Raw genomic sequence first — 24,925 nt, forward strand, 5'->3', positions numbered from 1 at the left:
TTTGCGCGGCTGTCATTGGCGCGCCGTACCAGTTAACTTGTTCCGGCGCAGAAAGCGCTCAATCGCGCGCTGCACCCGCAGAGTGTCGGCGTCGGTCCACGTGTGCCGTCCGTGTGCTCCGCCATGGACCGTAATCAGCTCGTTGGACACATGGGAACTACTCAGGGCCTTGTGCAGTTCAACGGACTGTTGATAGGAGATCGTCTTATCCGCGTCGCCGTGGATGCTGAGGATCGGCGGCAACCCGGGTTTCACCCATGTCATCGGCGACAACTGCCGCGCCAGCGCGTGGATATCCGCTGCGTCGCGCAGCCACTTGCGGACCGAGGGCAAGCCGCCATCCAGCAGCGTGTTCAGATCGGTGGCGCCGTAATAGTTGATGACCGCCGCCGCACGCGGCTCCGGACCATCTTTCTCCGGACACTCGATCCCACCCGAACCCATGGCCGTCAGTAACGCCAGGTGCCCGCCCGCCGATCCGCCGCTCACCACGACGCGCTCAGGATCCACGCCGAACTTCGCGCCGTTCTTCACCACCCAACGGAACGCGCAGCGGCAGTCCTCGACACCCGCCGGAGCCGCCGCCTCACCCGATAACCGGTATTGCACCGCCACCACCCGCAGCCCCAACTGCAGATACGGCAGGTACCACAGCACATACTGTTCCTTGCTGCCCGTCTCCCAGCCGCCGCCGTGAATGTACAGCACCGTCGGCCCGGGCTTGTGGTCATAAGGAGTGTAGAAGTCCAACTTCAGCTCCCGGCCGCCTACGCGCCGGTACACCACATCGCGCTGGGCCGTGAACCGCTGGCCCGCCAGCGACGCCCAATCGCGATCCGACGCCCCCGCTATGGCTAGGGTGCTTGACCCCGCCAACAAGAAGATGTTCAAATATTGAACACTAACGTGCATCTGAAGCACTGTAGTTTTATGGCAGATTCATGAAGATGTCAAGAGAATTGGTGAGCAAAAAAGCAGTGAAGTCCGCCGGGCCGACCATGCTCGACAAAGGGCTCACCGTTCTTGAGGCTGTCGAGAAGGCCGACCACCCCGTCACCATCCAGGAAATCGCCTCCCTCACTGGCCTGCAGCGCCTGGCCGTCTATCGCCTGCTCACGACCCTCGAAGAGCGCGGCTACATCCATCGCTCGCAGGACAAACGCTACCGCTCCACCACGCGCCGCCGCCGTTTACTGGTGGGCTACCTGGCTCCGCTCGAGGGCAACCAGTTCCGTGTCGATGTGAAGGCTTCCATTGAAGGCGCCGCCGCCCGCGCCGGCAGCTACGTCATGCTGCGCCACAACGACGAGGAAGACAGCGCCACCGCGCTAAGAAACGCCCAGGAGATGGTCGACGCGCGCGTGGATGTCGCGATGCTCTTCCAGCCGGTGGAACGCCTGGGCTACATGGTGGCCGACCTCTTCTTCGGAGCCGGCATCCCCTTCATCACGGTCGAGCGCCCCATCCAGGGCGGCATCTATTTCGGGGCCAACAACTATCAGGCCGGGAAACTCGCCGGCCAGGCCCTGGGCCACTATGCCCGCGAAAAGTGGCGCGGCCGCTTCGACCGCATCGTGCTCGTGGAAGGCCCCAAGACCAAGACCAACGTCCAGGCCCGCCTGGCCGGAGTTTTAGTGGGACTCCAGGACGTGCTCGGCCCCATCGCCGAATCCTCGGTCATCCACCTGGAAGGCGACGCGCATCAGGACTCCAGCAAGCACCTGATGGCCAAACTGCTGCGCCAACTCAAGCCCGGCACCCGCCTGCTGGTCTCCGGCTTCAACGACCTCAGCGCCATCGGAGCCATGGAAGCCGTACGCGAAGCAGCCCGCGACCGCGACGTCGTCATCGTCGGGCATAACGCCGCCCGGGAAGGCCGCGCCGCCATCCGCCGCCGCGGCAACTGCCTGCTGGCTTCCGTTGCTTTCTTTCCCGAACGCTATGGCGACCGCCTGATCCGCCTCGCCTGTTCGATTGTCGACGGCGAGCAGGTGACGCCGGCCGTCTACACTGACCACGTCGTCCTGCACGCCGACAATCTCGAGAACTTCTACCCGGCCAACACCGACCTGGGCTGAGCCCGGTCTATTGCGCCGCCACGCCGAGCTCCTTCAGGATCCCGTCGGCGTGGTCCACGTCCTTCAGCAGCCACAGGAAGAAGCGGATGTCCACATTCACATTCCGCGCCACATCCGGGTTGTAGCCGAAATCGTTCGAGACGTTCTCCCACACGCGGTCGAAGTTCAGGCCTACCAGTTCGCCGCGCCCGTTCACAGTCGGGCTGCCCGAGTTTCCGCCCGTGGTATCGGCATCCGCCAGGAAGTCCAGCGGCACCTTCGATGCATCCACCCTGGCCGCCGCGGCCATCACCTTTGCGGGCAGCTTAAACGGCTCTTCGCCCGTCTCTTTTTCCAGCATGCCGGCCAACGTCGTCTGGGGCGTATAAATCACACCATCGCGCGGCGTATACCCCTTCACGTGCGCGAAGCTCACCCGCAAGGTCGAGTTGGCATCGGGAGCCACAGGCTTGCCCGCATGCGCGATGACGGCCCTGCGCCATTCCGGACGCAGACGGGCCACCGCGCCATCCTGGGCACGAGCCCGCTGCTGCCAGGTCTTCAATTCGGGCTCCAGCGCGAATGCCAGGCCCAACAGCGGATCCTTGCGCGCCTTCAACTGCTCCGTCGACTCTTGGAACATCTTCAGGCGCTCGTTCAGGTCCAGCACCTTCGTGCGGCCATACAGAAACTCCAGCGTCTCGTCGACCTTACCGTCGCCGAAGATCTTGTCAAAGGCCTCGATCCGCTCCTCCGGCCCCAGCTTCATGGCATGCGCCACCAGGGACGCAAACAAAGCCTGATCGGCCGGACGGTAGTAGCTCTTCTGGTCGCGCTCCAGCGTGGCCCGCATCCGCGTCCACTCGCGCTCCATGTAGTCGGCCTCACGCTCCATGTCGGGCTTCTCACGCTCCGCCGCCAGCCGCACCAGACGGGTTGCGAACTTGAGCGCCAGGGGGTTGCCCACCAGCGTGCCCAGCAGGAAATCGTGAGTGCCGGTCTTGCGCTTCTCCGCCGCCAGGCGATCCAGACCCTGTTTCGCCTCCGCGGCTTTGGCGTATTCAGGATGAGTGCCGATCCACGTCATCACGGCCTCTTCCGCCTTTGCCTGCTTCTCGATCGTCCGGCCGCGCTTCAGTCCCGCTAGTTGGCCATCTGCATTTTTCGACACGTTGGCCAGCGTCTTTTGCGTCGCCGCCACGGCAATCGCCCCTTCCGGGCTGCCTTTGGTCGTCTGCTCCAGCAGGTTCAGCCATCCGCCATAAATCTCCGAACGCAGCTTGAACCAGTAGTCCCGCTGCCCCACCATTTCATCCGAAGTCAGCGAACGCACAGTCCGCCCGGGATACCCAAGCACCATCACAAAATCGCCGGTCTTCACTCCCGTCTTCGAGAGCGGAAAGAAGAACTCCGGCTTGTATGGTTTGCCGTCTTTATAGGCCCGCGCCATCGCGAAGTCGCCGGTGTGCCGCGGCCACATCCAGTTGTCGATCTCGCCGCCATACTCGCCAATCGCCCTCGGCGGCGCATACACCAGCCGGATATCCGATAGTTCAAAGCTGTCGATCAGGACATACTGAACGCCACCGTCGAACACCGCCACCTTGCAACGCGCCCCTGGCGTCTTCTCGCACTCGCTCACCAATGCCTTCTCTTTCGCCTCAATGGCCGCGTTGCGCGCCAGATCGTCGGCGCCCGCCGGTACCGTGGCTTCGATCTCCTTCGTGACGTCGGTGAACTTCCGCGGCACGGTCACACGCGTCGTGCGGCCCGGCAGTTCTTCTTCCTGGCTCTTCGCGAGAAAGCCATCGGTGATAAGATCACGCCCGGGCTTCGCATGCTCCTGCAGGATGCCAAAGAGACAGTGATGATTCGTCAGGATCAGACCCGTAGCGGAAACGAAGCCGGCGGAACAGCCGCCGATGTTCACGGCGGCGGCCAGCAGGCCGGTGCCGCGCTTCTGGTCCCACAGCCGCGAAACCGGCAGTTGCAGACCTTGTTTCTTCAACCACAGCGGGTCCAACTGGAGCACTTGCTGCGGAGTCCATTTGCCTTCTTCGGCCATTCCCAGCGCGGCTGTCAGGGTCAGACAGACACTCAATTTCATCCAGGTTCGGTTCACGGTGAAAACTTCCTTCTCAAAGTGCGCCTTCACAAACGCACGACTTCAGCATATATTGAAGGCTCCAATCGAAGGGACGGAGGCGCAATGACACAGGAAATGGGGCGGTGCGCGGAAGAGATCCGGACTTGCTGGCAGGAAAGCGAGGTCGCCCTGCAACGAGGTGACACCGATGGGGCCAACCGCGCCTTTGGCCACGCTTTCGAAGTCGTCGACACTTTCCCCGCCATCGAAGAAGACGACGTCCGCGTGCTTCAATTTCTATGTGTCCTCACCTGGGTGAAGGTCTCGGCTTCGCTGGAGGTCACCGGCCAGGAAGAGGAAGCGCACGAAGCCCGGCTCCAGGTGTTCAGCCTGCTGGACGAAATGTACACCGCGAATCCAACCACTGCCGGCCATATCTGGCCGACTTCCGATTTCATGCGAGGCTTTGAATCGGAAGAGGCCGTGGATCTTGTGGGCCGCCTTTATCTCCTTTGCAGCAAGGCCGGCCGCGCCGACTCCATCCTCTGGGGCCGTCTCTTCATGGACCTGGACTTGCGCATCCACGGAGACAATCCCCCGACAGTGAACTAACGGAGCACTGAAGGTGCCCCTTTTACTCGCCCAACGCCCGCCGCCCCGCCGCCAGTAACTTCACAATTCGCTCCACGTCATACACCGCCCCACCCCACGTCCCACCGCTGGCATCCTGCAAGGCCGCCCACAACTTCGTATCCGCCGGCAGATCCTTATCCGGAGCCAGGTCCGGCCGCGGAGCCCGCTCCGCCAGAACCCGAGTCCCCTGCTCCGCCCCAAACACCGTCCCAGCCTCGCCCACCAGGTTCACGGTACCTTCCAGCCGGTTGCGGTCGACGACGATCTCGATCACGTCCCCTTCCCGCAGCTTCCCGATCGGCCCGCCCGCCAGCGCCTCCGGCGAAATGTGGCCGATGCAGGCGCCCGTCGACACGCCGCTGAACCGAGCATCCGTCAGCAGGGCCACGTGCTTCCCGAATGGCAGAAACTTCAGCGCGCTTGTCAGCTGATACGTCTCCTCCATGCCGGCGCCCATCGGACCCCGGCAGGCCAGCACCAGGATGTCGCCCTCTTTCACTTGTCCGGCCTTGATCGCTTCAATCGCGGCGGGCTCCGTCACGAACACCCGGGCCGGGCCCACCTTCCGGTACACCCCGTCTGCGTCCACGACACTCGCGTCGATCGACGTACTCTTGATCACCGCCCCTTCCGGAGCCAGGTTCCCGATCGGGAAGCACACCGTCGCCGTCAGCCCGCGATGCCGCGCCTCGTCCGGCGACATGATCACGTTGTCCGGATCAATGCCATCGCGCGCCAACAGGGTCTTGCGCAGCACGGCCCGCCGCTCGCTCTGTGCCCACCAGTCCAGCGCGTCGCCCAGCGTCTGGCCCGACGCCACCAGCACGCTGGTGTCCAGCAGCCCCGCCTTCCTTAGGTGCAGCATCACCTCCGGCACGCCGCCCGCCAGAAACACCTGCACCGTCGCGTGATGCTTCGGCCCGTTCGGCAGCGCGTCCACGATGCGCGGCACGCTGCGATTCACGCGAGCCCAGTCGTCCACCGCCGGCCGCTTCAGGCCCGCGTGGTACGCAATCGCCGTCAGATGCAGGATCAGGTTGGTCGACCCGCCGAACGCCGCGTGCACCGCCATCGCGTTCTCCAGCGCCGCCGGAGTCAGGATGTCGCGCATGCCCAACCCGCGCGACTCCATCGACAGCACCGCCCGCGCCGACCGCCGCGCCATGTCCAGCCACACCGGCTGACCCGAAGGCGCCAGCGCAGAATGCGTCAACGACATACCCAGCGCCTCGCCCACCACCTGCGCCGTAGCCGCCGTACCCAGGAACTGACACCCGCCGCCCGGAGACGCGCACGCCCGGCACCCCATCTCAGCCGCGTATTCGCGCGTAATCTTGCCATGCGCGAAACGTGCCCCAATCGTCTGGATCGCCGCCGCGTCCTCACCCTCCTCGGCCAGCAGCGTCACGCCGCCAGGCACCAGGATGCACGGCAGCGTATGCTGCGCCGCCAGCGCCATCATCATCGCCGGCAGCCCCTTGTCGCAGGTGGCGACGCCCAGCACGCCGCTGCGCCGCGGCAGCGACCGGATCAGCCGCCGGAAGATCTGCGCCGCGTCATTGCGGTAAGGCAGCGAATCGAACATGCCCGTCGTCCCCTGCGACCGCCCGTCGCACGGATCCGAGCAGTAGCCCGCGAACGGCACCGCGTCCAGCCCCTTCAACTCGCGCGCCGCCGCCTCCACCAGCAGGTTCACCTCCCAGTGGCCGCTGTGATAGCCCAGGGCGATGGGCGTCCCGTCAGCCGCCCGCAAGCCGCCATGCGTGCTGAGGATCAACACCTCCTTGCCGCCCAGCTTCGACGGATCCCAGCCCATGCCGGCATTCATCGTCCAGCCGAACAGATCGCCGCTGGGGGCGTTGCGTAGCATGTCGTCCGTGAAGGGCAACTGCCCCTGCGGACCGCGCGTCTTCGTGGGCGGCGCAAACATCGTCGGGTCACCGGAGTCGAGAATCGAGGTGAGACTGGGCACTTGCGTGATTGCTGGCATGGCAGTTGGTTCTTCTCAATGATAGAATCGCCCGCATGTCAGAGGCTGGACCAGTTACTCGACGCGCGGCCATCGGCGCACTCACCGCGGCTTCCTACTCCAGGGTCGCGGGCGCCAACAACCGCATCGGCGTCGGCTTCATCGGCTACGGCCTCATCGGCGCCCAGCACGTCTTCGACTTCAAGAGCCAGGACGATGTCGACCTCGTCGGCCTCGCCGAAACCTACGAGCCCCGCCTGCGCGAGGGCATTGCCGCCTGCGAAGCCCGGCCCGGCACCAAGACGCGCGGCTACCGCGATTTCCGCCGTCTGCTCGACGAGAAAGACATCGACGCCGTCGTCGTCTCCACGCCCGATCACTGGCATGCCCTGCTGACCATGATGGCCTGCGCTGCAGGCAAGGACGTCTACGTCGAGAAACCCATGACCCTCTTCGTGCGCGAGGGCCGCTGGATGACCCAGGTCGTCCGGCGTCACAAGCGCGTCGTCCAGGTCGGCACCCAGCAACGCAGCGGAGTCCACTACCAGGCCGCCCGCAAGCTCGTGCAGGAACAGTACTTCGGCAAACTGCTCTCCGTCCGCATGGCCGCCTTCCGCAACATCATGCCCGGCTTCGGCAAGCCCGCCGAACCGCAGCCCGAGAACTTCGATTACGACATGTGGCTCGGCCCGGCGCCAGCCCGCCCCTACCAGCCTCATCGCGGCCTCTATCACTTCCGCTGGTTCTGGGACTTCTCCGGCGGCCAGATGACGAACCTCGCCGCCCACGAACTCGACATCGTGCAGTGGGTCACCGGCCAGAAAGGTCCGCGCGCCGTCTCCTCCTCCGGCGGCCGCTTCGCCCTGGAAGACGACGGCGAAACCGCCGACACCCAGGACGCCCTCTTTGAATACGATAAGTTCACCGCCATCTGGTCCCACCGCGAAGCCTGCCTGGGCCGCCGCCCGCCCGGAGGCAGCGAGTACGCCGGAACTAAGGGAGCCCTGCTCATCAACCGCGCCGGCTTCGAAGTCCTCCCGGATACAAAGATGCCGCCCGGCAACGCGATTCCTGTTTTCAAGGGCCAGCCGCAAGGCGGACCCAAACGCGAAGCCGTCACGCCCGAGCCCTGGATTCAGGCCATGAAGGTCCCCGGTTCCTCCGACGACCAGTTCCGCGCCCACGTCCGCAACTTCCTTGACTGCATCAAATCCCGCGAACGCACCGTCGCCGATGTCGAGGATGGCCACCAGACCGCCGTCGCCTGCCATCTCGCCAACATCAGCCTGCGCACCGGCCGCAAAATCCGCTGGGATCCGGACAAAGAAGAGATCCTGAACGACCCCGAAGCCGCGGCCATGCTCGAACGCCCGTACCGGAAACCCTGGGACCGGGTTCTGAAAGGGCTACTATCGTAGTTTGGCCGGGGCGATGCGAATTGAAGCAAAACTGATAGTATGCCGCGCCTTCAGAAGAAGGCGTTATAATCAAAAAAGGACCTGCCCCGGTTCTGGAGACCCCTGTTTTGCCCAGTCATAACCCCCTCGTCGCGGTTTACCCCGGCAGCTTTGACCCAATTACGAACGGCCACCTGGACCTCATCCAGCGCTGTGCTCCACTCGTGGACAAGCTGGTCGTCTCGGTATTGCGCAACGCCCATAAGCACCCCGTTTTCACTTTGGAGGAGCGGGTGGCCATGCTGCGCGAGGTCGCCAGTCCCTTTCGCAACGTGGAAGTGGACTGCTTCGATGGGTTGTTGGTCGATTACGCCCGCCAGAAGCAGGCCAAGTTGCTTCTGCGCGGCATCCGCGCCATCTCTGACTATGAGTACGAGTTGCAGATGGCCCTGATGAACCGCCGCCTCGCCCCTGAGATCGAAACAATGTTTATGATGGCAGGAGAGGCTTATTCCTTCATCAGCTCCAAGCTGGTGAAAGAGGTCATTGGGCTGGGCGGCAATATCAGCGGTCTCGTTCCACCTTCCGTCGAAGAAAAGCTCAAGCAGCGTTTCCTGGGACGGGCATAATCCACATCCAGTCAGAGCAGCTTACCAGAATGCAACAAGCGTCATCCCACCTCGCAGATCGAATCTCTCTTATTAGCGTCTCGTCCACGGCCCGTGTTTCGGCCGAGGCAGAGAAACTCCGCCGCGCCGGCGTGGATGTTGTCGACTTCGGCGTCGGCGAGCCGGACTTCCCCACCCCGGATAACATCAAACGCGCCGCCATCGCCGCCCTGGACCAGAACTTCACGCGCTATACGGCCATGCCGGGCGTGCAGGAACTGCGCCAGGCCGTCGTCGATCGCCACAAGGCGGATTACGGCACCAGCTACTCGGTCCCCGAGTGCGTTGTCTCCGTCGGCGGTAAGCACGCGATCTTTAATATGACGCAGGCGCTCGTGGGCGATGGCGATGAGGTCATCATCCCCATCCCCTACTGGGTGACCTATTACGACGTCGTGAACTACGCCGGCGGCAAACCCGTGCTCGTCGAAACCAGCGAAGCGGAGGGTTTTGCCCTCACCGCCGCCCAGGTCGAGAAGGCCATCACCCCCAAAACCCGCCTCATGATCGTCAATTCGCCTTGCAACCCGTCGGGCGCGCTGGTCGAGCAGGCCGAGTTCGAGAAGATCGCCCACCTCGCCAAGAAGCGCGGCATCTGGCTGATGACCGACGAGTGCTACTGCCGCTTCCTCTATGACAGCGATCCTTACTCCGTCGCCTCCGTGCCCGGCATGAAGGACACCGTCATCGTAGCCGGCTCGCTCTCCAAGACCTATGCCATGACCGGCTGGCGCATCGGCTTCACCCTCGCTCCGGCCGAAGTCTGCACGGCGATCATCAAGCTGCAATCCCACTCCACGTCCAACCCGACCTCCATTGCCCAGAAAGGCGCCATCGAGGCCCTCAACGGACCCCAGGATTCGGTCGACGTCATGCTCGCCGAGTACCGCAAACGCCGCGACTACGTCATCGGGCGCCTGCGCGCCATCCCCGGCATCACCTGCGCCGAACCCCGCGGCGCCTTCTACGCCTACCCCAACATCAGCGGCGCGCTCAGCCCCAACGGCCTGCGCACCCCCATGGAATTCGCAGAAAAACTCCTGGCCGAGGCCCATGTGGCCGCCGTGCCTGGCGAGGCCTTCGGCACCGAGAAGCACGTCCGCATCTCCTACGCCACCTCCATGGAGAACATTCAGAAGGGGTTGGACCGCCTGGAAAGTTTCGTCAAGAAGTACTCTGCCTAGTTTGCTTCTGCAACATCGTGCTGCTGGCGGTGACGCTGCTATCCTGATAGTTCGTCACCGCTACTGCGGCATGCGTCGCCGACTTCTACTTCCTGCTTTCGCGCTCGCCCTTCTGGCGGGCTGCTCCTCCGGTCCACCACGGGATCCTGTACTCGGAGAGGCCTTCGTTGGCCCGGCCACCCTCCAGATCCGCCAGGAACTCACAGCCCGCGCCGCGCTCGTCGCCACCGCCAAACACGGCGAACGCCTCGCCCTTATCGGCCGCCGCCGCGGCTTCTACCGCGTACGCACCTCCTCCGATGCGGAAGGCTGGGTCGACGGCCGCCAACTCCTCTCGCCGGAGAACATGACCGATCTCAAGAACCTGGCCGAACGGGCGGCCGGCTCTCCATCGCAGGGGCGTGCCTCGGTGTTCGAGGCTCTGAACGTTCACAACCTGCCCAACCGCCAGTCCCCCAGCTTCTTTCAGATCCGCCACGACCAGCAGGTGGAAGTCGTCGCCCATGAGCGGGCCCCGCGCATCCCTTTCACCGCTCCCGACTTCCTCAAGACCGAACCGTTCCTGGTCGCCGCCAAGAAGTCCCGCAAGAAAGCGGCCCCGAAGGACCCGCCCCCGCCCCCCGGCAAGGCGCCCGGCGTACCCGCGAATTGGCTCGAACTCTCCGGCAATCCGGACGGCTTCATTCCGGAACAGGGCGAGAAGGTCGACAAAGACGAGCCCAAACCGCAGCCGCCCGCCGTCCCCATGGACGACTGGACCCTCATCCGCTCCAAAGAGGGCCAGGCCGGCTGGGTACTGGCCCGTATGTTGTTGATGGCGATTCCGGATGAAGTGGCGCAGTATGCCGAGCGGGCCCGCATCACCGCCTACTTCAACATCGGCAAAGTGAACGACCACGGTGTCGACAAGCCCGTCTGGATGTGGGCTTCGCTCGCCCAGCGCGGCGTACCCTTTGAGTTCGACTCCCTACGCATCTTCATCTGGAACGTCCGCCGCCACCGATATGAGACGTCGTTCATCGAGCGCGGGATGAAGGGCTACCTGCCCATCGTCCTGAACGGCTCACCCGCCACCAGCTTCCGCGTCATCGTCGAGGAAAAAGATGGTAAATACGTTGAACGCGAGTACAGTATCAACAACTTCCGTGCCCGGGTGACGGCCCGGCACGAAGCGGAGCTACCCGCACCATGGAATACCGTGACGAAATCCGCCATCAGTTCCACCCCGCCAAAACAGCCCGACAAGTCCTGGCGGGACACCGCGAAAGGGCTCTACGAAGACGTGAAGAAGCGCATCAAGCGCTGAAGTCCACCCGGTCCATCGCCAGAAACTCCCTGACGTGCGGGTGATCGCACTTCTCCATCTCGGAAACCGCTCCAAAATAGATCACTTTGCCTTCGTACAGGAACACCACCCGGTCCGCCACCCGGCGCATCAGGTCGAGATCGTGCGTCACCACGAGTGACGTCAGTCCCAACTGCTTCTTCAGCCGCAGCATCAGCGAAGCCATCTGGTCCGACATGATCGGGTCCACCATCGTGGTCGGCTCGTCGTACAGCACGCACTCCGGTTGGGCCGCCAGTGCCCTCGCAATCGCCACCGCCCGCCGGTAGCCTGTGGACAGGTCCGCCGGATAGGCATCTTCGAACTCCGCCAGATCCACCATCTCCAGCAGGCCGCGCACGACGTCCATCTTGTTCGCCGCGTCGTAGTCGTCCCGCAACTCCAGGGAAAAGAGGATATTTTCGCCGACGGTGAGCGAATCGAACAGGGCGCCACTCTGGAAGACCATGGTCACCTTGCGGCGAATGGTCCGCAGTTCGGCTTCCGACAACTCTGTGATGTCCTGGTGCGCAACAATCACCCGGCCCGAATCCGGCTTCAGGAACCCCATGATGTGGAACAGGCTCACGCTCTTGCCCACGCCGCTGCGGCCGATGATCGCCAGCGTCTCACCTGGATCAATGTAGAAGTTGCAGTCGACTAAAACGGGGTGGTCGAACGTCTTATAGACATGCTGGAACTCGATGTAATGCGGAAACTTGTCGATCATTGGCTCCACCGCGCCCACTCGTCCGACGTATTCAGGTTCGCCACGTATTCCTCATCATCCACAGGAAACCGCGTAAAGTCGATTGTATCCAATAACTTCCGGACCGAGTACCGGCCCTGCTCCAGCGCCGCGGCAAACACCGGCTGGAGCCCCGCGTGGTAAACGGCACACAGCGGTTCCACCCGTCCGCCCCCATGCGCCGCAGCGACAGCGGGCTTCTCCCCCTCAATCGCGCATCGCACCATCCGCTGCAGCCAACCCACGTCCAACCGGGGCATGTCGCAGGCCAGAATCAGGTTCCAGTTGTAGCCCTGCCGCAGCGCCGCCTCAATGCCGCTCAGCGGCCCGCAATCGGGATATCTTTCGGGCAGGCAGGAGAGCCCCAGATGGACATAACGTTCTGGCGCGCCAACAAGATAAACCACCCCGGCGGCATCGCGGGCGACACCCGCCACCCACTCCACCAGGGTCCCATCCCCATATGGCAGCATGGCCTTATCGCGGCCCATCCGGCTGCTGTGGCCCCCCGTCAGCACGAAGCCGGCGACGCTCATGAGACAATCTTAGCAGCGGCTCGTGCCCAATCCGGGCCCGGGCTCAGGCAAAACTCCATTTGTTTGCAGCGCATGGCTCGTTATAATCAGTACAACAAATTGATGGCGTTCTGTTTCAGCCTGGCCTTGGCGGCCACGGCGGCAGCGGCTGAACCCGCGTCGCGCGTGGTGACCACCGTGCGGCCCGATGCCAAAACGGGGCGGCTCGTGCGCAGTACCACTATTGTCTCGCATCCCACTGCAAGTAAAGAAGTTACACCGAAGACGATCAAGGCTTCGGCCACTGGCGCTGAAATCAATGTCGGCGAGATCGTAGAGCGTGCCGCCAAAGCGCACGCGGTCGATCCGCTGCTGGTCCACTCCGTCATCCGCGCCGAAAGCAACTACAACCCCACCGCCGTGTCGCCCAAAGGCGCCGAAGGCCTCATGCAGCTCATCCCGGCAACCGCGCGCCGGTTCGGAGCCCTGAACAGCTTCGATGTTGAGGAAAACATTACTGCCGGGGTCAAGTACCTGAAATATCTTCAGGAAATGTTCAAGGACGACCGTCTCGCCCTGGCCGCTTATAACGCCGGCGAGGGCGCCGTGCAGAAGTACGGTAACGTTCCACCCTATAAAGAGACCGTGCAGTACGTCGATCGCGTCGGCAAATCCTACGGTGAGGCTCGCAAACGCCAGCAACCGGAAACCGCCGCCGTCATCGCCCCGATCCCGCAACAGCCTCAGCCGGAACCCTTGCGCCACCTTGAGGTGACCACGGATTCCGAGGGCCGTATGGTTCTGAGGACTCGCTAGGAGGCTTTCTGGCCAGGACGAAAACTCGAGCATCGCTCTCCCGGCTGGCTCTTTGCGGAGCCCTGGGCTTCGTCTTTTCCAGCAGCGCTGCTTCGGCCGAAACCGCCGAAACGAAGCCGCTCGCGGCCGTGACGTCCGTCCGCTTCTGGTCTCTCAGCCAGGCCACACGGGTCGCCCTCGAGGTCAGCTCCGAGGTCAAATACAAGTTTGAGAAACTGACCAATCCCGACCGTCTGTTCGTCGACCTCAGCGAAACCCGCATGCGGTTGAACGACAAGGCCTTTTACACCGTCAAGGTGGGCGACAAGCTGGTCAAGCAGATCCGCGTGGCGCAGAAGGACCCGCGCGTCATGCGCATCGTACTCGACCTCGAAGGCCCTGTCGAGCAGGAGATTTCGGTCCTCACCAACCCCACCCGCATCATCATTGAAGTCCGCCCCAGCGGTTCAAAGGCTAGTGAGACCACCATCACGCAGAGCCGCACCGGGGTGGAGAAAATTGACGTGCCCGTCAAGGAAGAGCCAAGGCCGGAACCGGTCCGCACCGCCGCCGCCAAGCCGCCAGTTGTGGAACGGCCGGAGCCGGTGAAATCCTCACCCCCGCCGCCGGCGCCGACACAGGCAAGAACCGTCTCCACGCCCACAGGGAAGACCGCCGGAAAGCAGGTGACCATGGCGGCCGCCACACCTGCGGAACCGCCGAAAACCGTCGAACCCGAACCGGCTCCGCCCGAACCCGTCATTCCACCTTCTTCCAACGCACCCGACGAAACGCCCAAGCCGGCCCGCCCGAACTCGACCGGCGGCCGTTCCCTCACCCGCGCCCTTGGCCTGAAAGTGGAACGAGTCGTCATCGATCCCGGCCACGGTGGTCACGATCACGGCACCACCGGCCCCACGGGGCTCACGGAAAAGGACCTGGTCCTCGACGTCTCCCTCCGCCTCGGCGCCTTGATCGAGCAGCGCATGGGCAGCCAGGTGATCTACACCCGCTCCAACGACACCTATGTCGGCCTGGAAGAGCGGGCCGTCCTGGCCAACAAGAACCGCGCCGACCTGTTCCTCTCCATCCACGCCAACGCCACCAGCTACCGCAACATCTCCGGAGCGGAAGTCTACTACCTGAACTTCACGACTTCGAAAGAAGCCACCGAAGTCGCCGCCCGCGAGAATGCCGGCGCCGGCAAGTCGGTCTTCGAACTGCGCGAACTCATCCAGAAGATCGCCCTGAAGGACCGCCTGGAAGAATCGCGGGAGTTTGCCACCCGCGTCCAGGCGTCACTCGCGTCCACATGGTCGAAGATGGACTCCACCGCCCAGAATCGCGGGGTGAAGAAGGCCCCGTTCGTGGTACTGATCGGCGCTTCGATGCCCTCTGTACTGGCGGAGATCGGCTTCATCAGCAACCCGCGGGATGAGGCCCTGTTGCGCAAGCCGGACCAGCGCCAGAGACTGGCTGAGGCGCTATTCAAGGGGATCCAGCAGTACGCTGAAAGCCTGGGTCAAGGCACACAGGGCGGTGGTTTCAGCCGAACCTTCCACGCGATCAGAAGCCAGCCGCTAGGACGAAGCCGACACGACCGGGTGAAACACCACGCTGTTGCGGCCGCGGTGCTTTGCCTCATACAGCGCATTGTCGGCGGATCGGATCAGCAACTCGGCGTCCGAGGGCAGGGTCGGCACCATGGTGCAGGCGCCAAAGCTGGCGGTGATGCTCACGTTCTGACCGCTCAGGCAGAACGGAGAGGCTTCGATGGCCACCCGCAGCCGTTCCGCATGCGAGATCAGCCCGGAATCTTCCGCGCCGGGCACAACCACCAGAAACTCTTCGCCGCCGTACCGGCCAAACGCATCGTAGGCACGAATGCAACTGCCCACACGCCGCGCGGCTTCGCTCAGCGCGGCGTCGCCGGAAAGATGCCCATACTCGTCGTTGATCCGCTTGAAGTGATCGAGATCCAGCATGACGACACCCAGCGGGCGGCGCTCGCGGGAAGCGCGAATCACTTCCCGGTCGAGAATCTCCAGAATCGCGGCGCGATTCCAGGTACGGGTCAGCCCGTCGCGTGTAGCCTGGATGCGCAGCGCTTCCTGTGCCCGCATCAGTTCAGCCTGCAGATCGATGATCCGCCGCCCCGCGCGCAACCGTACTTCCAATTCGTGCTTGTCGAACGGCTTGATCACGTAGTCGTCGGCGCCCGCGCCCAACCCCTCGACAATGTCCTCGCGCAATGCGCGTGAGGTCAGCAGGATGATGTATGTGTAGACCGGCCGCGCCAGCGTGCGCATCAACTTGCACAGCTCAGGCCCGGTATGGACCGGCATCATCCAATCGAGGATCGCCAGTGGCGGAGCGTCTTCCTTCTGGAGACACGCCCACGCTTCGTCTCCACTCGATACGGTAACGACCTCATATCCCCAACCCTGAAGAGTCGATTCGAGGAGCCGGCGCATTAACAAACTGTCATCGGCGACTAAGATTTTCATCGCACTGAAATCACGGCTAATCCCAATGTTATCAGCCCCGGCGGATTTGCGCCTCCCCACCACAAAAGGTACCAGCAGTACGTGGGAAGAGCAATCCTACCGGGGCTGCGTAAGTGGATTTTCAGCGTTTCTGAGTGCGAATCAAGTCCAGAACTTCGGCCGCCGTCGTACGTCCGCCATGAGTCTTGCTGGTCTTCGAGAAATACACCCGACCCTTTCTGTCGATCAGGAAGGTGGAGGGATACGCAGTCTCCCCTTTTGCTGACCAGCGCAGATCATACGCCTGTGTGAACTGATAATCGGGATCGAGCAACAGGTCGAAGTGCGCCGGCAGCTTCTTATCGGAGGCGAACTCACGAGCCCGCTCCTTCACCTCGCCGGCCGGCCCCGGGTAGACCAGCAACACACGCACCCCGGCATCAGCGAAGCCCTGCGAATTGTGTACATAATCCTGAACCTGCCGATTGCAGACCGGACATTGATAACCGGGAAAGCCGCGCAGCACCACCAGCACGACATCGCTGTTCTGCGTCGCGCTCGAAAGCCGCACCGTCTGGCCGGAGAGCGACACCAGGCTGAAGTCAGGAGCGGCCTGGCCCATGGCCGGAGGGTCCGCCCAACAGGATGCGGCTATCGCCAGGACGAGAGACGGCAGCCGGAACAGACGGGCGACGCCCGTGGAAGAGAGGGGAAAGGACAAAGCGGCAGCTCCTTGGGAAGGTAGAAAGTCAGGGCGCGATGCCTCCGCCGGAACTGCACCGGCGCGGTGACAGCCCGCCCACCTATCTATCCATCTATAGGAGCGGATTATTCCGGCAATCCCGCCCTAAGGCTTGTGGTAGTTCGGATACGCCGGCCGCTTTGGCTTCGCCACTGGAGCCTTCTCCAGGTCGGCCAACACCAATTCGACAGCCTTCTCCAGTTGCGGATCCTTGCCTTGCCGGATCAGCTCGGGATCATTCTCCACTTCAGCGTCCGGGGGCACACCGATATTCTCCGTATCCCACTGCGAATTCGGACCCCAGACGCCGGAACTGGGCGCCGAGACAAAGCCGCCGTCCAGCAGCGATGGAGCGCCCGCGCGGCCCACCAGTCCGCCCCACGTCCGCTTGCCCACCAGTTTCCCAGTATTGGCCCGGCGGAAGTAGTTGGGCATCGCATCGCCGCCCGACCCCGCGTATTCGTTGATGATCATCACCTTGGGCCCGAAAATCGCGCCCTGCGGCTGCACCTCGTCCTCGCCGTCGCGCGTCGCCACCGCGCTCATGCGCTTGCGATTCAGCACTTCGATGATGTCCGTGGCCAGCAACCCGCCGCCGTTGAACCGTTCGTCGATGATCGCCGCATCCTTGCCCACCTGCGCGTAGAAATAGCGCGTGAAGTTGGCCAGCCCGCCGTTGGCAGTATCCGGCATGTAGACGTAAGCCACCCGGCCGTTCGTCATCTGATCCACTTTGCGGCGGTTCGACTCCACCCACGCCAGGTTCCGCAGTCTCGACTCGTTCGGGATCGGGGTCACCACCACCTCGCGCGACCCCTCATTGTTGGGATTCGGCCCCACGCGCAGCACCGTCTGCTTGCCCGCCGTGGCTTCGAAGTAGCTGTAGACATCCTCCGCCGCCACGACGTCGCGGCCATTCACCGCCAGCAGATACTCGCCCTCCTGCACGTTCACTCCGGGTTGCGTCAAAGGCGCCTTCACGTCGGGGTTCCAGTTCTCGCCATCCAGAATCCGCTCAAACCGGTAGCGCCCGTTCTCGATCTTGTAGTCGCAGCCCAGCAGGCCCGTCGGCACCGTCTTCACCTCTGGCTGCTCGCCGCCCGCGACAAACAGGTGGCCCACCGTCAGTTCGCCCATCATGTCCGCCAGGACATAGTTGAGATCCCGCCGCGACATCGCCGCCGCCGCATACTTCTCATACTTCTTTGAATAGTCCGCCACGTTCACACCGTGCAGATTCGGGTCGTAGAAGAACTCCCGCTGGATGCGCCACGCATCCCGGTACATCTGCATCCACTCGGCCTTCGGGTCGGACTTCACCTGCAATCCCTCGGTCTTCATTGCCGCCGCCGGCGGTCCGGAAGGGGGCGGCGCTGCCGGAGCACCGTTGGGTGGCATCGGCTTGAACGCCTGGATCGTCCAGTTGTCGCCCGTCGCCGTCAGCATCTTCTCGCCGTTGGCGGAGGCTTCAAAGAACCGCACACCGCTCGCCACCACATCCGACTTGCGCAGCTTCAGGTCATAGCGGTGCACCGCGAACCCGGGCGGTCCGCCGGCCCCACGCGCCACTGAGGCCTGCGCAAACAGGTTCCCCTCTTTCCCAACCTGCAGACGGAAGTACTCCGCCGGCGGCATCGGCACCGCCAGAATCCGCTGCCCGATCTTGTCGAAATCGATCTTGACCACCACCGGCTTGGGCGGCTCGGGTTTGGCCGGCGAGGCCGGTTTGGCTTCCTCTGGCTTCGGCGGGGGCTTCTCGCCCTCAGCTTTCTTCTCCGGCGCCTTTTCCTCATCACTCTCCGGAGCGAACGGCGACGGATCGGCCTTCGACAGCACCGCCAGGTACAGGCTGCGCGTCTGCGACGTGCCGATACTGTGCACATCCGGCTCCAGCGTCGGACCCGAGTCCGTGCTCGCTGAGAAGTACAGATACTTCCCGCCCTTGTCGAACACCGGATTCTGCGCGTCGCTCATCCCATCCGTCAGTTGAGTACTCTTCCCGTCCGCCAGCGAATAGAGGAACACGGCGCCCAGATAGTTGGGCAGCCGCTGCGTGTAGGCCAGCCACTGGCTATCCGGCGACCACGCCGGCGCGCGATCCCCACTGGGAAACTGATAGCGATCCTTGGCCACCTTCACCGGTTGTTTCTGCTCCAGGTCCAGGTACCAGATATTCAGGTGAGCATCCGTATAGGCGATCTTCTTGTTGTCCGGCGACCAGCGCGGCGAACCATAGAATGTCGGCTTCTCTTCCAGCCGGAACTTCCGCGGAGCCTGCGTGCCCAGCGAGTCCTTCACCTGCAGTTCATACTCTCCAGACTCATCGGAGAAGTAAGCAATCCACTGCCCGTCCGGCGACCACGCCGGATCACGGTCCATCACCGCCGGCGACTCCGTCAGGTTCCGGGCATCGCCCTTCTCCGCCGGCACCGTCAGAATCTCGCCCCGCGCCTCGAACAGCGCCCGCGCGCCCGTCGGCGAGATGTGGGCATTCGTCAACCGTTTCCCCACATCCACCAGCTTGGACCGCACTTCCGAAACGTCCCCTTCAATCTGGATCCGGACAGGGCTGAGCTGCCCCGATTTCAGATCGAACAACTGGAGTTGACCAAACTGCTCGATCACGATCCCGCCCGGCCCCGCCGACGCCGACTTGAAGTCCATGCCCGTATTCGGCGCAGCCTGCGCGACCTTCTTCGACTTCGTGTCGTACACCCACAGCGACGCCTTGCCGCCCGGGTTCCGGTCGCTCAGGAAATAGACCTTGTCACCCACCCACATCGGGCAGTAGTCATTGGAGCCATCCCTTGGGACTTTCTCCACCTTGCTGCTGGCCAGGTGCGCAATCCAGACCGGAGTCGCCCGCCCGCCCCGATACCGCTTCCACACCTGAAACGCGCGCGCCAGCGGGACATAAGCAATACTGTCCTGCTTCGGCGAATAGCTGGCTTCGTAGGCGATGGGCAGTGGCAGCTTCGACGCCGGACCGCCGCTCGCAGCCACGGTGAAGAGCTGTTCGGTGAAATTGAAATTGGTGCGCGACGAGGAGAAAAGGACCCGCGTTCCATCCGGCGTCCAGCCCCGGACGATGTCGGCCGCCGGATGATAGGTCAGCCGGCGCGGCACCCCTCCGGTCGCGGCAACAACGAAGACATCCGTGTTCCCGTCATACTGCCCCGTGAAGGCAATCGATTCCCCATCCGGCGAGAAGTGAGGATCCGCTTCCACCCCCGCGTTCGTGGTCAGGCGCGTGGCCGCCCCGCCGGCTCGCGGAACGGTCCACAAGTCCCCCGCGAAGACGAAGGCGATTTGGGTAGCGCTCAATGTAGGCTGTTGGGCCAGCAGGGGCGGATTCGCTTGCCCGTAGGCAGAACAGGAAACTGCGGCGACAAGGAAAAAGAGCCCGGCGAGACGAGGCATCAGGAACCTCCAGATTCCTGATTCTACCTCCTGGCCAGCGCTGTCTCCTGTAAATTACCTTTGGCTTCAGGCAGGTGCAACAGCAGCGGCTCGGCCTCCAGATTTGACACACGAAGGGCGGACGAACTCGTCCACTCCAGCTCGAGTCCCGCATTCCGCTCGAGTGCGAAAACATACTCCACTATGCCGGTGATCGTCTCCAGCGGCAGATCCTGGATCAGCCGGTAGCGCAGTGGCCGGGTTCCCTGCCAGGCAAGCGTGGCAACCGGAGCCGCCTTTGGGGCAACCGGCCAGGCCAGCCGTTCGCGCCAGGCGCCCAGTTTCTGGTTATAGCCCCGCTCCCGGCTCCACGCGACCAGCCGCCGCGACCCCACCAGCATCCGGGCCGCCATCCGTGCCCGCCACGAGCCACCCACCGGAGCAATGCAGTCGTAACTCAGCACCTCCCCATGCGCCCAAACCTGTTTCGCGAACGACCTCCCCCTGGAAAAGTCATAAAGTTCCAATCCCAGGCGCAAACAGGCCTCGTACGATCGCGCCCGGTTCACGTGCCCCAGCCGGTACTTTTCAAAAGCCGGGTGAAACGCAGGGATATACAGCGTAAAAGTACTACCGTGTCGGAACCCCAGGTCGAACGCGACTGGAACCCCATCCACATAGCTGACGAACGCCATCAGGTGCGACGGCAGTTCATCCCGCAGCAGCGACAGCAGAAAGTCTCGATTCGCGTCCTTCTTCCAAGCGTTCCGTTTGGCCGCATGCCGCAGGTCGTGGATCTCGAAAAGCTGCGGCAGCAAGGCCAGGGCCTCAGCCCGCTGGGCATCGAAATCGATCGTCCGGAACTCATACTGGCCCATTGCGGCCAAACGCCGCTCATAGGACGGAATGCGCTGCTGGAACTTCTTGTTCGACTTCGACGCTTCCGCCGTCCCGGGCGTCAGGACACGGTAAGGACAACCCTGCACCGTCATCGACTCCGCGCCCGGCAGTAGCTTCAGGAGAGGATCCCCATCCGCCAGCTCCCGCCAATCCGCCACCAGGGGCTGCGGTGCGTCCATCAATGCATCCCGGACCGCACCCAGCACCTCTTCCGAACACTCGCCGGCAAGCCCCTGTCGATCGGCCCGCCCATCCGTGGCGAAACCCAGCCGCGTCACCCCACCGCCCAGGGTAGTCAGGGCGAACGGCGCAAACGCCACCATCTGCCCCTCCCGGAACACGCCGACGAAGAAGGCCCGCGCCCCGGCCAGCCGGCGGATGGAGTCCCAATAATGATGCAGCCAGCCCGCGCATTGAAACGGTCCGGGTGCATGTTCTTGAAGAAAAGGGACATAATGCGGCCGAGCGGCTTCCTCTGTCCGCCACACGGTAACCAGTAGAGACATCCCATTCCTCCTTAGTGAGCGCCATGGCGCATAAGTGCCCGCAATCCTGGCACTCACCTCTCTATCAGGCCTGACGGCGGCTCTAAGGCGTGAGAGAGAACGGCTCTAGTACCCCACCCTTCCGGTACTGGAACTATGGTTCGACAAACTCTCGGGTAGTCCCTAGTCCTGGTACGCGCTGGTACCACCAATCCATGGCGGGTCTCGCACTTAACCATCAGACTTCGTTTGTGGGGCGATTCCGGTAGCCCGCCTCGGTCAGATGGGGCGCCGGAACACCAGAGGGATCATGACTAACCAGACCTGGAAACTGCAAGGCAATACGTGGAGGAGACTGGCCGCATTTGCCGTCGTACTCGCGGCGGCCATCCTACCCGCAAGCGGCATTGATCAGGCCCGCAACTCCGATCAGCTCGGCGCCGGCGATCAAGTGATCATCCGCGCCATGCACGTGGCCGAGATCTCCGACAAACCGATTCGCATCGGCGACGACGGCACTCTGCAACTGCCGCTGATCGGCCGCATTAAGGCCGCCGGCCTCACCGTCAACGAGCTCTCCGATCAGATGCGCAAGCGCCTGGCGGAATTCCTGGTCGAGCCGGAAGTCGCGGTCGAACTGGTCGAAATGAAGAGCCATCCCGTCTCCGTCATCGGCGCGCTGGTCACCCCGGGCGTCTACCAGTTGCACGGCCAGAAGCGGCTGCTGGAAATGATCTCCGGAGCCGGCGGCCTGCGCGACGACGCCGGCAGCATGGTGCGCATCACCCGCGTCCGGACCCAGGGCGCCCTGCCCCTGGCCGCGGCCAGGCTCGACGCCACCGGCGAATACTTCGTCGGCGAAGTTCGCGTATCCGATTTGATGTCCGCCAAAAACCCCGCCGAGAACATCCTGGTCCGCCCCGACGATGTCATCAGCATCCCGCGCGGCCGCCTGGTCTACGTCATGGGCGAAGTCCGCAAGCCCGGCGGCTTCGTACTGCGTGAGCAGGAGACCCTCTCCGTGCTGCAGGCCCTGGCCCTCTCTGAAGGCCTCATGCCGACCGCCGGCCGCAAGAACGCCCGCATCCTGCGCCCCACCCTGGACGCCGGCCCGGGCAAGAAGGAAATCCCCGTGGACATCGCTTCCATCCTCTCGGGCAAGACCAATGACATGGGACTTCAGCCGGACGACGTGCTCTTCATCCCCAACAGCGCGCCAAAGTCGGCCACGCTGCGGGCCGTGGAAGCGGCGGTGCAGATCGGCACCGGCGTCGTGATCTGGCGGCGGTAGGGAACGGCGGAGGAGGAGATAGACATGAAGCAACTGAATTCAACAGCGTGGGCGTCCGGCGATGGCCAGCTCACCAGCGTCGCTCAAGTGATCCCCGCCCGGCCGATGCTCGCCGAACTGCCCCGCAACTCTGAGGCCCACGAGTTCGCCAGCTTCGGCGGCATCTTCAGTGCGCTGCGGCAGCGCTGGATCCTCATGACCGCCTTTGTCGCGGCCGGCGCCGCGCTCGCCGTCACGCTCGCCTTCTCCCAGGCCAAGGTCTACGAAGCCAAGGCGTCCATTGAGATCAACAGCCCCAACGGCGACTACCTGAACAGCCGGACGCTCGACCCCAGCTCCAACGCCGACATCCTCATCGAGCCTTACCTCCAAACCCAGCTCCGGCTGATCCAGAGCGACTCCCTGCTGGTGCGCGTCGCCGCCAAAACCAATCTCGCCGATCGCCCGGAGTTCCGCGGCGGCGCCTCCAAGCCCATTCCCACCCGCGAGAAGCTGCTCGAAAAGATTCACGACCGCCTCACCGTCCGCCTCTTCGGCCAGACCCGCATCCTGGAGATCCTCTTTCAGGCGCAGGATCCCGCCCTCGCCGCCCGCTTCGCCAACACGCTCGCCTCTGAATTCGCTGAACAGTCCCTGGAACGCCGCGTGAGCGGCACCCGCCACACGGCGGAGAGCCTGGCCGGCCAGGTGGATGAGCTCCGCGCCACCCTCGAGAAGTCTGAAGCGCAGCTCGAAGATTTTGTCCGTCGCAATCAGCGCACCAGCATCCCGGAGAAGGAAGACGTCGCCGACGCCCGCCTCCGTCAGCTCCAGTCCGCCTTGAGCACCGCCCAGGACGCCCGCATCGCTGAGCAGTCGCGCTACCAGTTGGCCCGTGCCACCGCCGCCGCCCAGGAGAACGGCCTCCTCGACAGCGACACCCTCCGCGCCTACCGCGCCCGCCAGACCGAACTGCGCCAGAAGCTGGCCGAGGCAGCCAGGATCTTCAAGCCCGGTCATTATAAGGTGCAGCAGATTCAGGCGGAACTCACTGAAGTCCAGAACGCGATGGACCGCGAACGCGGCCTGTCCCTCGAACGCCTCCGCGGCGCCTACGAATCCGCCCAGCTTCGCGAAGACGCCTTGAAGTCCGACTTCGAAAGCCAGGCTCGCCTCGTCAACGGCCAGACCGTCCTGGACGTGCGCTACACCGCCCTGCGCCACGAAGTGGACACCAACCGCGTCCTCTACGAGTCCACCCGCCAGAAGTTCCGCGAAGCCAACATCTCCTCCGCTTCGCAGGCCAACACGGTTCAATTGCTCGACTCCGCCGCCCAGCCCGAACTGCCCATCAAACCGAACAAGCGCATGTACGGCGCCATCGGCCTCTTCGGCGGCGGCTTCCTGGGCCTGCTCACGGTCCTGCTGGTCGAAGGCAAGGATCGCCGCATCAAGAGCCCCGACCATGCCGCGCAGAGCCTGCGCTCGCCCATGCTCGGCGCCATCCCCTCCGCCCCCTGGGCCCTCACCGACAATGCCCGCCCCGCCCTGCCCATGCGGCCCACCTCCGGCCAGACCGCCGCCGTGCAGGGTCACGGGGAGCAGCTCGAAGCGCTGCTCAAGATGCGCCGCAACCCGGCCGTCGCCAACGCTTACCGTAGCGTCCTCGCTTCCCTGCTCTACTCCCCGCAGTGCGAACGCCGCCCGCAGGTCATCGCCATCACCAGCGCCGAGGCCGGGGAAGGCCGCACCAATCTGGCCTGCAACCTGGCCCTGTCCCTCGCCGAAGCCGGCCGTAACGTCCTGCTGGTCGACGCCGACAGCGAGAACCCCCGGCTGCACGACATCTTCGGCGTGCCGAACGACTACGGCTACTACGATCTGGTCGCCACTGCGCCCCAGGAACGGACCCGCGAAATTATCGACTCCATCTACGTCACGGCGATGCCGGGCCTGCTCTTCCTGCCCGCCGGCCGCTCCGGCCACGGCACCACCCTGGTCGACAACCTCCGCGTCGCCGAACTCATGATGCTGCTGCGCTCCGAGTACGACGCCGTCATCGTCGACGTACCCCCGGTGCTGCGCTCCGCCAACGCGCGCGGCCTGGCCCGTCAGGCCGACGGTGTCGCCTTCGTCATCCGCGCCAACCGGGTACCGGTCGAGGTCGCCTCCAAGGCCCTGCAGCAGCTCTCCAGCGATGGCGTGAAGGTCCTCGGCACCGTGCTCAACGATTGGGAGCCGGAAGGGCTCACCCTGGCGTCCTAAGG

General features: G+C 63.9%; 18 protein-coding genes and 1 pseudogene. 10 read left to right on the forward strand and 9 right to left on the reverse strand.

Going from position 1 to position 24,925, the window contains the following annotated elements:
- Positions 1-12 precede the first annotated feature (12 nt).
- Positions 13-891 (reverse strand): alpha/beta hydrolase, encoded by an 879-nt coding sequence (locus tag IRI77_RS13170; RefSeq protein ID WP_194452510.1) that lies wholly within the window; start codon positions 889-891, stop codon positions 13-15.
- A gap of 71 nt (positions 892-962) precedes the next feature.
- Here IRI77_RS13170 and IRI77_RS13175 point away from each other — a divergent pair, with 71 nt between their 5' ends.
- The gene (locus IRI77_RS13175) at positions 963-2,078 is read left to right on the forward strand and encodes a substrate-binding domain-containing protein (RefSeq protein WP_194452511.1); all 1,116 of its coding nucleotides are present in this window, start codon (positions 963-965) and stop codon (positions 2,076-2,078) included.
- A gap of 7 nt (positions 2,079-2,085) precedes the next feature.
- Here the strand turns inward: IRI77_RS13175 and IRI77_RS13180 are convergent, their stop codons facing one another.
- Positions 2,086-4,179, reverse strand: coding sequence for a S46 family peptidase (locus tag IRI77_RS13180; protein ID WP_228486721.1), 2,094 nt, complete (start codon positions 4,177-4,179; stop codon positions 2,086-2,088).
- 87 nt (positions 4,180-4,266) lie between these two features.
- On the opposite strand from IRI77_RS13180, the gene IRI77_RS13185 reads away from it, so the two are divergent.
- On the forward strand, positions 4,267-4,755 hold the full coding sequence (locus IRI77_RS13185; protein ID WP_194452512.1) for a hypothetical protein: 489 nt from the start codon (positions 4,267-4,269) through the stop codon (positions 4,753-4,755).
- Between the two features lie 22 nt (positions 4,756-4,777).
- Here the strand turns inward: IRI77_RS13185 and IRI77_RS13190 are convergent, their stop codons facing one another.
- Entirely contained in the window at positions 4,778-6,766 is a 1,989-nt protein-coding gene (locus IRI77_RS13190) for a YjhG/YagF family D-xylonate dehydratase (RefSeq protein ID WP_194452513.1), read from the reverse strand.
- 35 nt (positions 6,767-6,801) lie between these two features.
- Here IRI77_RS13190 and IRI77_RS13195 point away from each other — a divergent pair, with 35 nt between their 5' ends.
- The 4 genes from IRI77_RS13195 to IRI77_RS13210 all read left to right on the forward strand — a co-directional run bounded on the left by IRI77_RS13195 (position 6,802) and on the right by IRI77_RS13210 (position 11,300).
- Positions 6,802-8,163 carry a Gfo/Idh/MocA family protein gene (locus IRI77_RS13195; protein WP_194452514.1) on the forward strand — a complete coding sequence of 454 codons (1,362 nt, stop codon included), beginning with the start codon at positions 6,802-6,804 and terminating at the stop codon, positions 8,161-8,163.
- Positions 8,164-8,270: 107 nt separating this feature from the next.
- Entirely contained in the window at positions 8,271-8,771 is a 501-nt protein-coding gene (gene coaD, locus IRI77_RS13200; protein ID WP_194452515.1) for a pantetheine-phosphate adenylyltransferase, read from the forward strand.
- A 29-nt stretch (positions 8,772-8,800) separates the two neighbouring features.
- Positions 8,801-9,994: a pyridoxal phosphate-dependent aminotransferase gene (locus tag IRI77_RS13205; protein WP_194452516.1), complete on the forward strand. Its 1,194-nt coding sequence runs from the start codon at positions 8,801-8,803 to the stop codon at positions 9,992-9,994.
- Between the two features lie 70 nt (positions 9,995-10,064).
- Positions 10,065-11,300: an SH3 domain-containing protein gene (locus IRI77_RS13210; protein WP_194452517.1), complete on the forward strand. Its 1,236-nt coding sequence runs from the start codon at positions 10,065-10,067 to the stop codon at positions 11,298-11,300.
- Here the strand turns inward: IRI77_RS13210 and IRI77_RS13215 are convergent.
- On the reverse strand, positions 11,290-12,048 hold the full coding sequence (locus tag IRI77_RS13215) for an ABC transporter ATP-binding protein (RefSeq protein ID WP_194452518.1): 759 nt from the start codon (positions 12,046-12,048) through the stop codon (positions 11,290-11,292). The genes IRI77_RS13210 and IRI77_RS13215 overlap by 11 nt on opposite strands.
- Positions 12,045-12,602, reverse strand: coding sequence for a molybdenum cofactor guanylyltransferase (gene mobA, locus IRI77_RS13220; RefSeq protein ID WP_194452519.1), 558 nt, complete (start codon positions 12,600-12,602; stop codon positions 12,045-12,047). The genes IRI77_RS13215 and mobA overlap by 4 nt, the downstream gene beginning before the upstream one ends.
- Before the next feature lie 72 nt (positions 12,603-12,674).
- On the opposite strand from mobA, the gene IRI77_RS13225 reads away from it, so the two are divergent.
- Entirely contained in the window at positions 12,675-13,397 is a 723-nt protein-coding gene (locus tag IRI77_RS13225) for a lytic transglycosylase domain-containing protein (RefSeq protein WP_228486831.1), read from the forward strand.
- A gap of 128 nt (positions 13,398-13,525) precedes the next feature.
- Positions 13,526-14,866, forward strand: a pseudogene (locus IRI77_RS38020) (N-acetylmuramoyl-L-alanine amidase); the annotation flags it as partial.
- 90 nt (positions 14,867-14,956) lie between these two features.
- On the opposite strand, the gene IRI77_RS38025 reads toward IRI77_RS38020, so the two are convergent.
- The 4 genes from IRI77_RS38025 to IRI77_RS13245 all read right to left on the reverse strand — a co-directional run bounded on the left by IRI77_RS38025 (position 14,957) and on the right by IRI77_RS13245 (position 21,409).
- Complete coding sequence (locus tag IRI77_RS38025) at positions 14,957-15,883, reverse strand: GGDEF domain-containing response regulator (RefSeq protein WP_228486832.1); 927 nt, start codon at positions 15,881-15,883, stop codon at positions 14,957-14,959.
- Positions 15,884-16,004: 121 nt separating this feature from the next.
- Complete coding sequence (locus tag IRI77_RS13235; RefSeq protein WP_228486722.1) at positions 16,005-16,583, reverse strand: peroxiredoxin family protein; 579 nt, start codon at positions 16,581-16,583, stop codon at positions 16,005-16,007.
- A gap of 126 nt (positions 16,584-16,709) precedes the next feature.
- On the reverse strand, positions 16,710-20,024 hold the full coding sequence (locus IRI77_RS13240) for a S41 family peptidase (RefSeq protein WP_194452521.1): 3,315 nt from the start codon (positions 20,022-20,024) through the stop codon (positions 16,710-16,712).
- 23 nt (positions 20,025-20,047) lie between these two features.
- On the reverse strand, positions 20,048-21,409 hold the full coding sequence (locus IRI77_RS13245) for a GNAT family N-acetyltransferase (protein ID WP_194452522.1): 1,362 nt from the start codon (positions 21,407-21,409) through the stop codon (positions 20,048-20,050).
- Positions 21,410-21,698: 289 nt separating this feature from the next.
- Here IRI77_RS13245 and IRI77_RS13250 point away from each other — a divergent pair, with 289 nt between their 5' ends.
- Positions 21,699-22,679, forward strand: a complete 981-nt coding sequence (locus IRI77_RS13250) for a polysaccharide biosynthesis/export family protein (protein ID WP_194452523.1) — start codon at positions 21,699-21,701, stop codon at positions 22,677-22,679.
- A 24-nt stretch (positions 22,680-22,703) separates the two neighbouring features.
- Positions 22,704-24,923, forward strand: a complete 2,220-nt coding sequence (locus tag IRI77_RS13255; protein ID WP_194452524.1) for a GumC family protein — start codon at positions 22,704-22,706, stop codon at positions 24,921-24,923.
- The last annotated feature ends 2 nt before the right edge of the window (positions 24,924-24,925 follow it).

The sequence above is a fragment of the Paludibaculum fermentans genome, from assembly GCF_015277775.1.
GTDB classification, from domain to species: Bacteria; Acidobacteriota; Terriglobia; order Bryobacterales; family Bryobacteraceae; genus Paludibaculum; species Paludibaculum fermentans.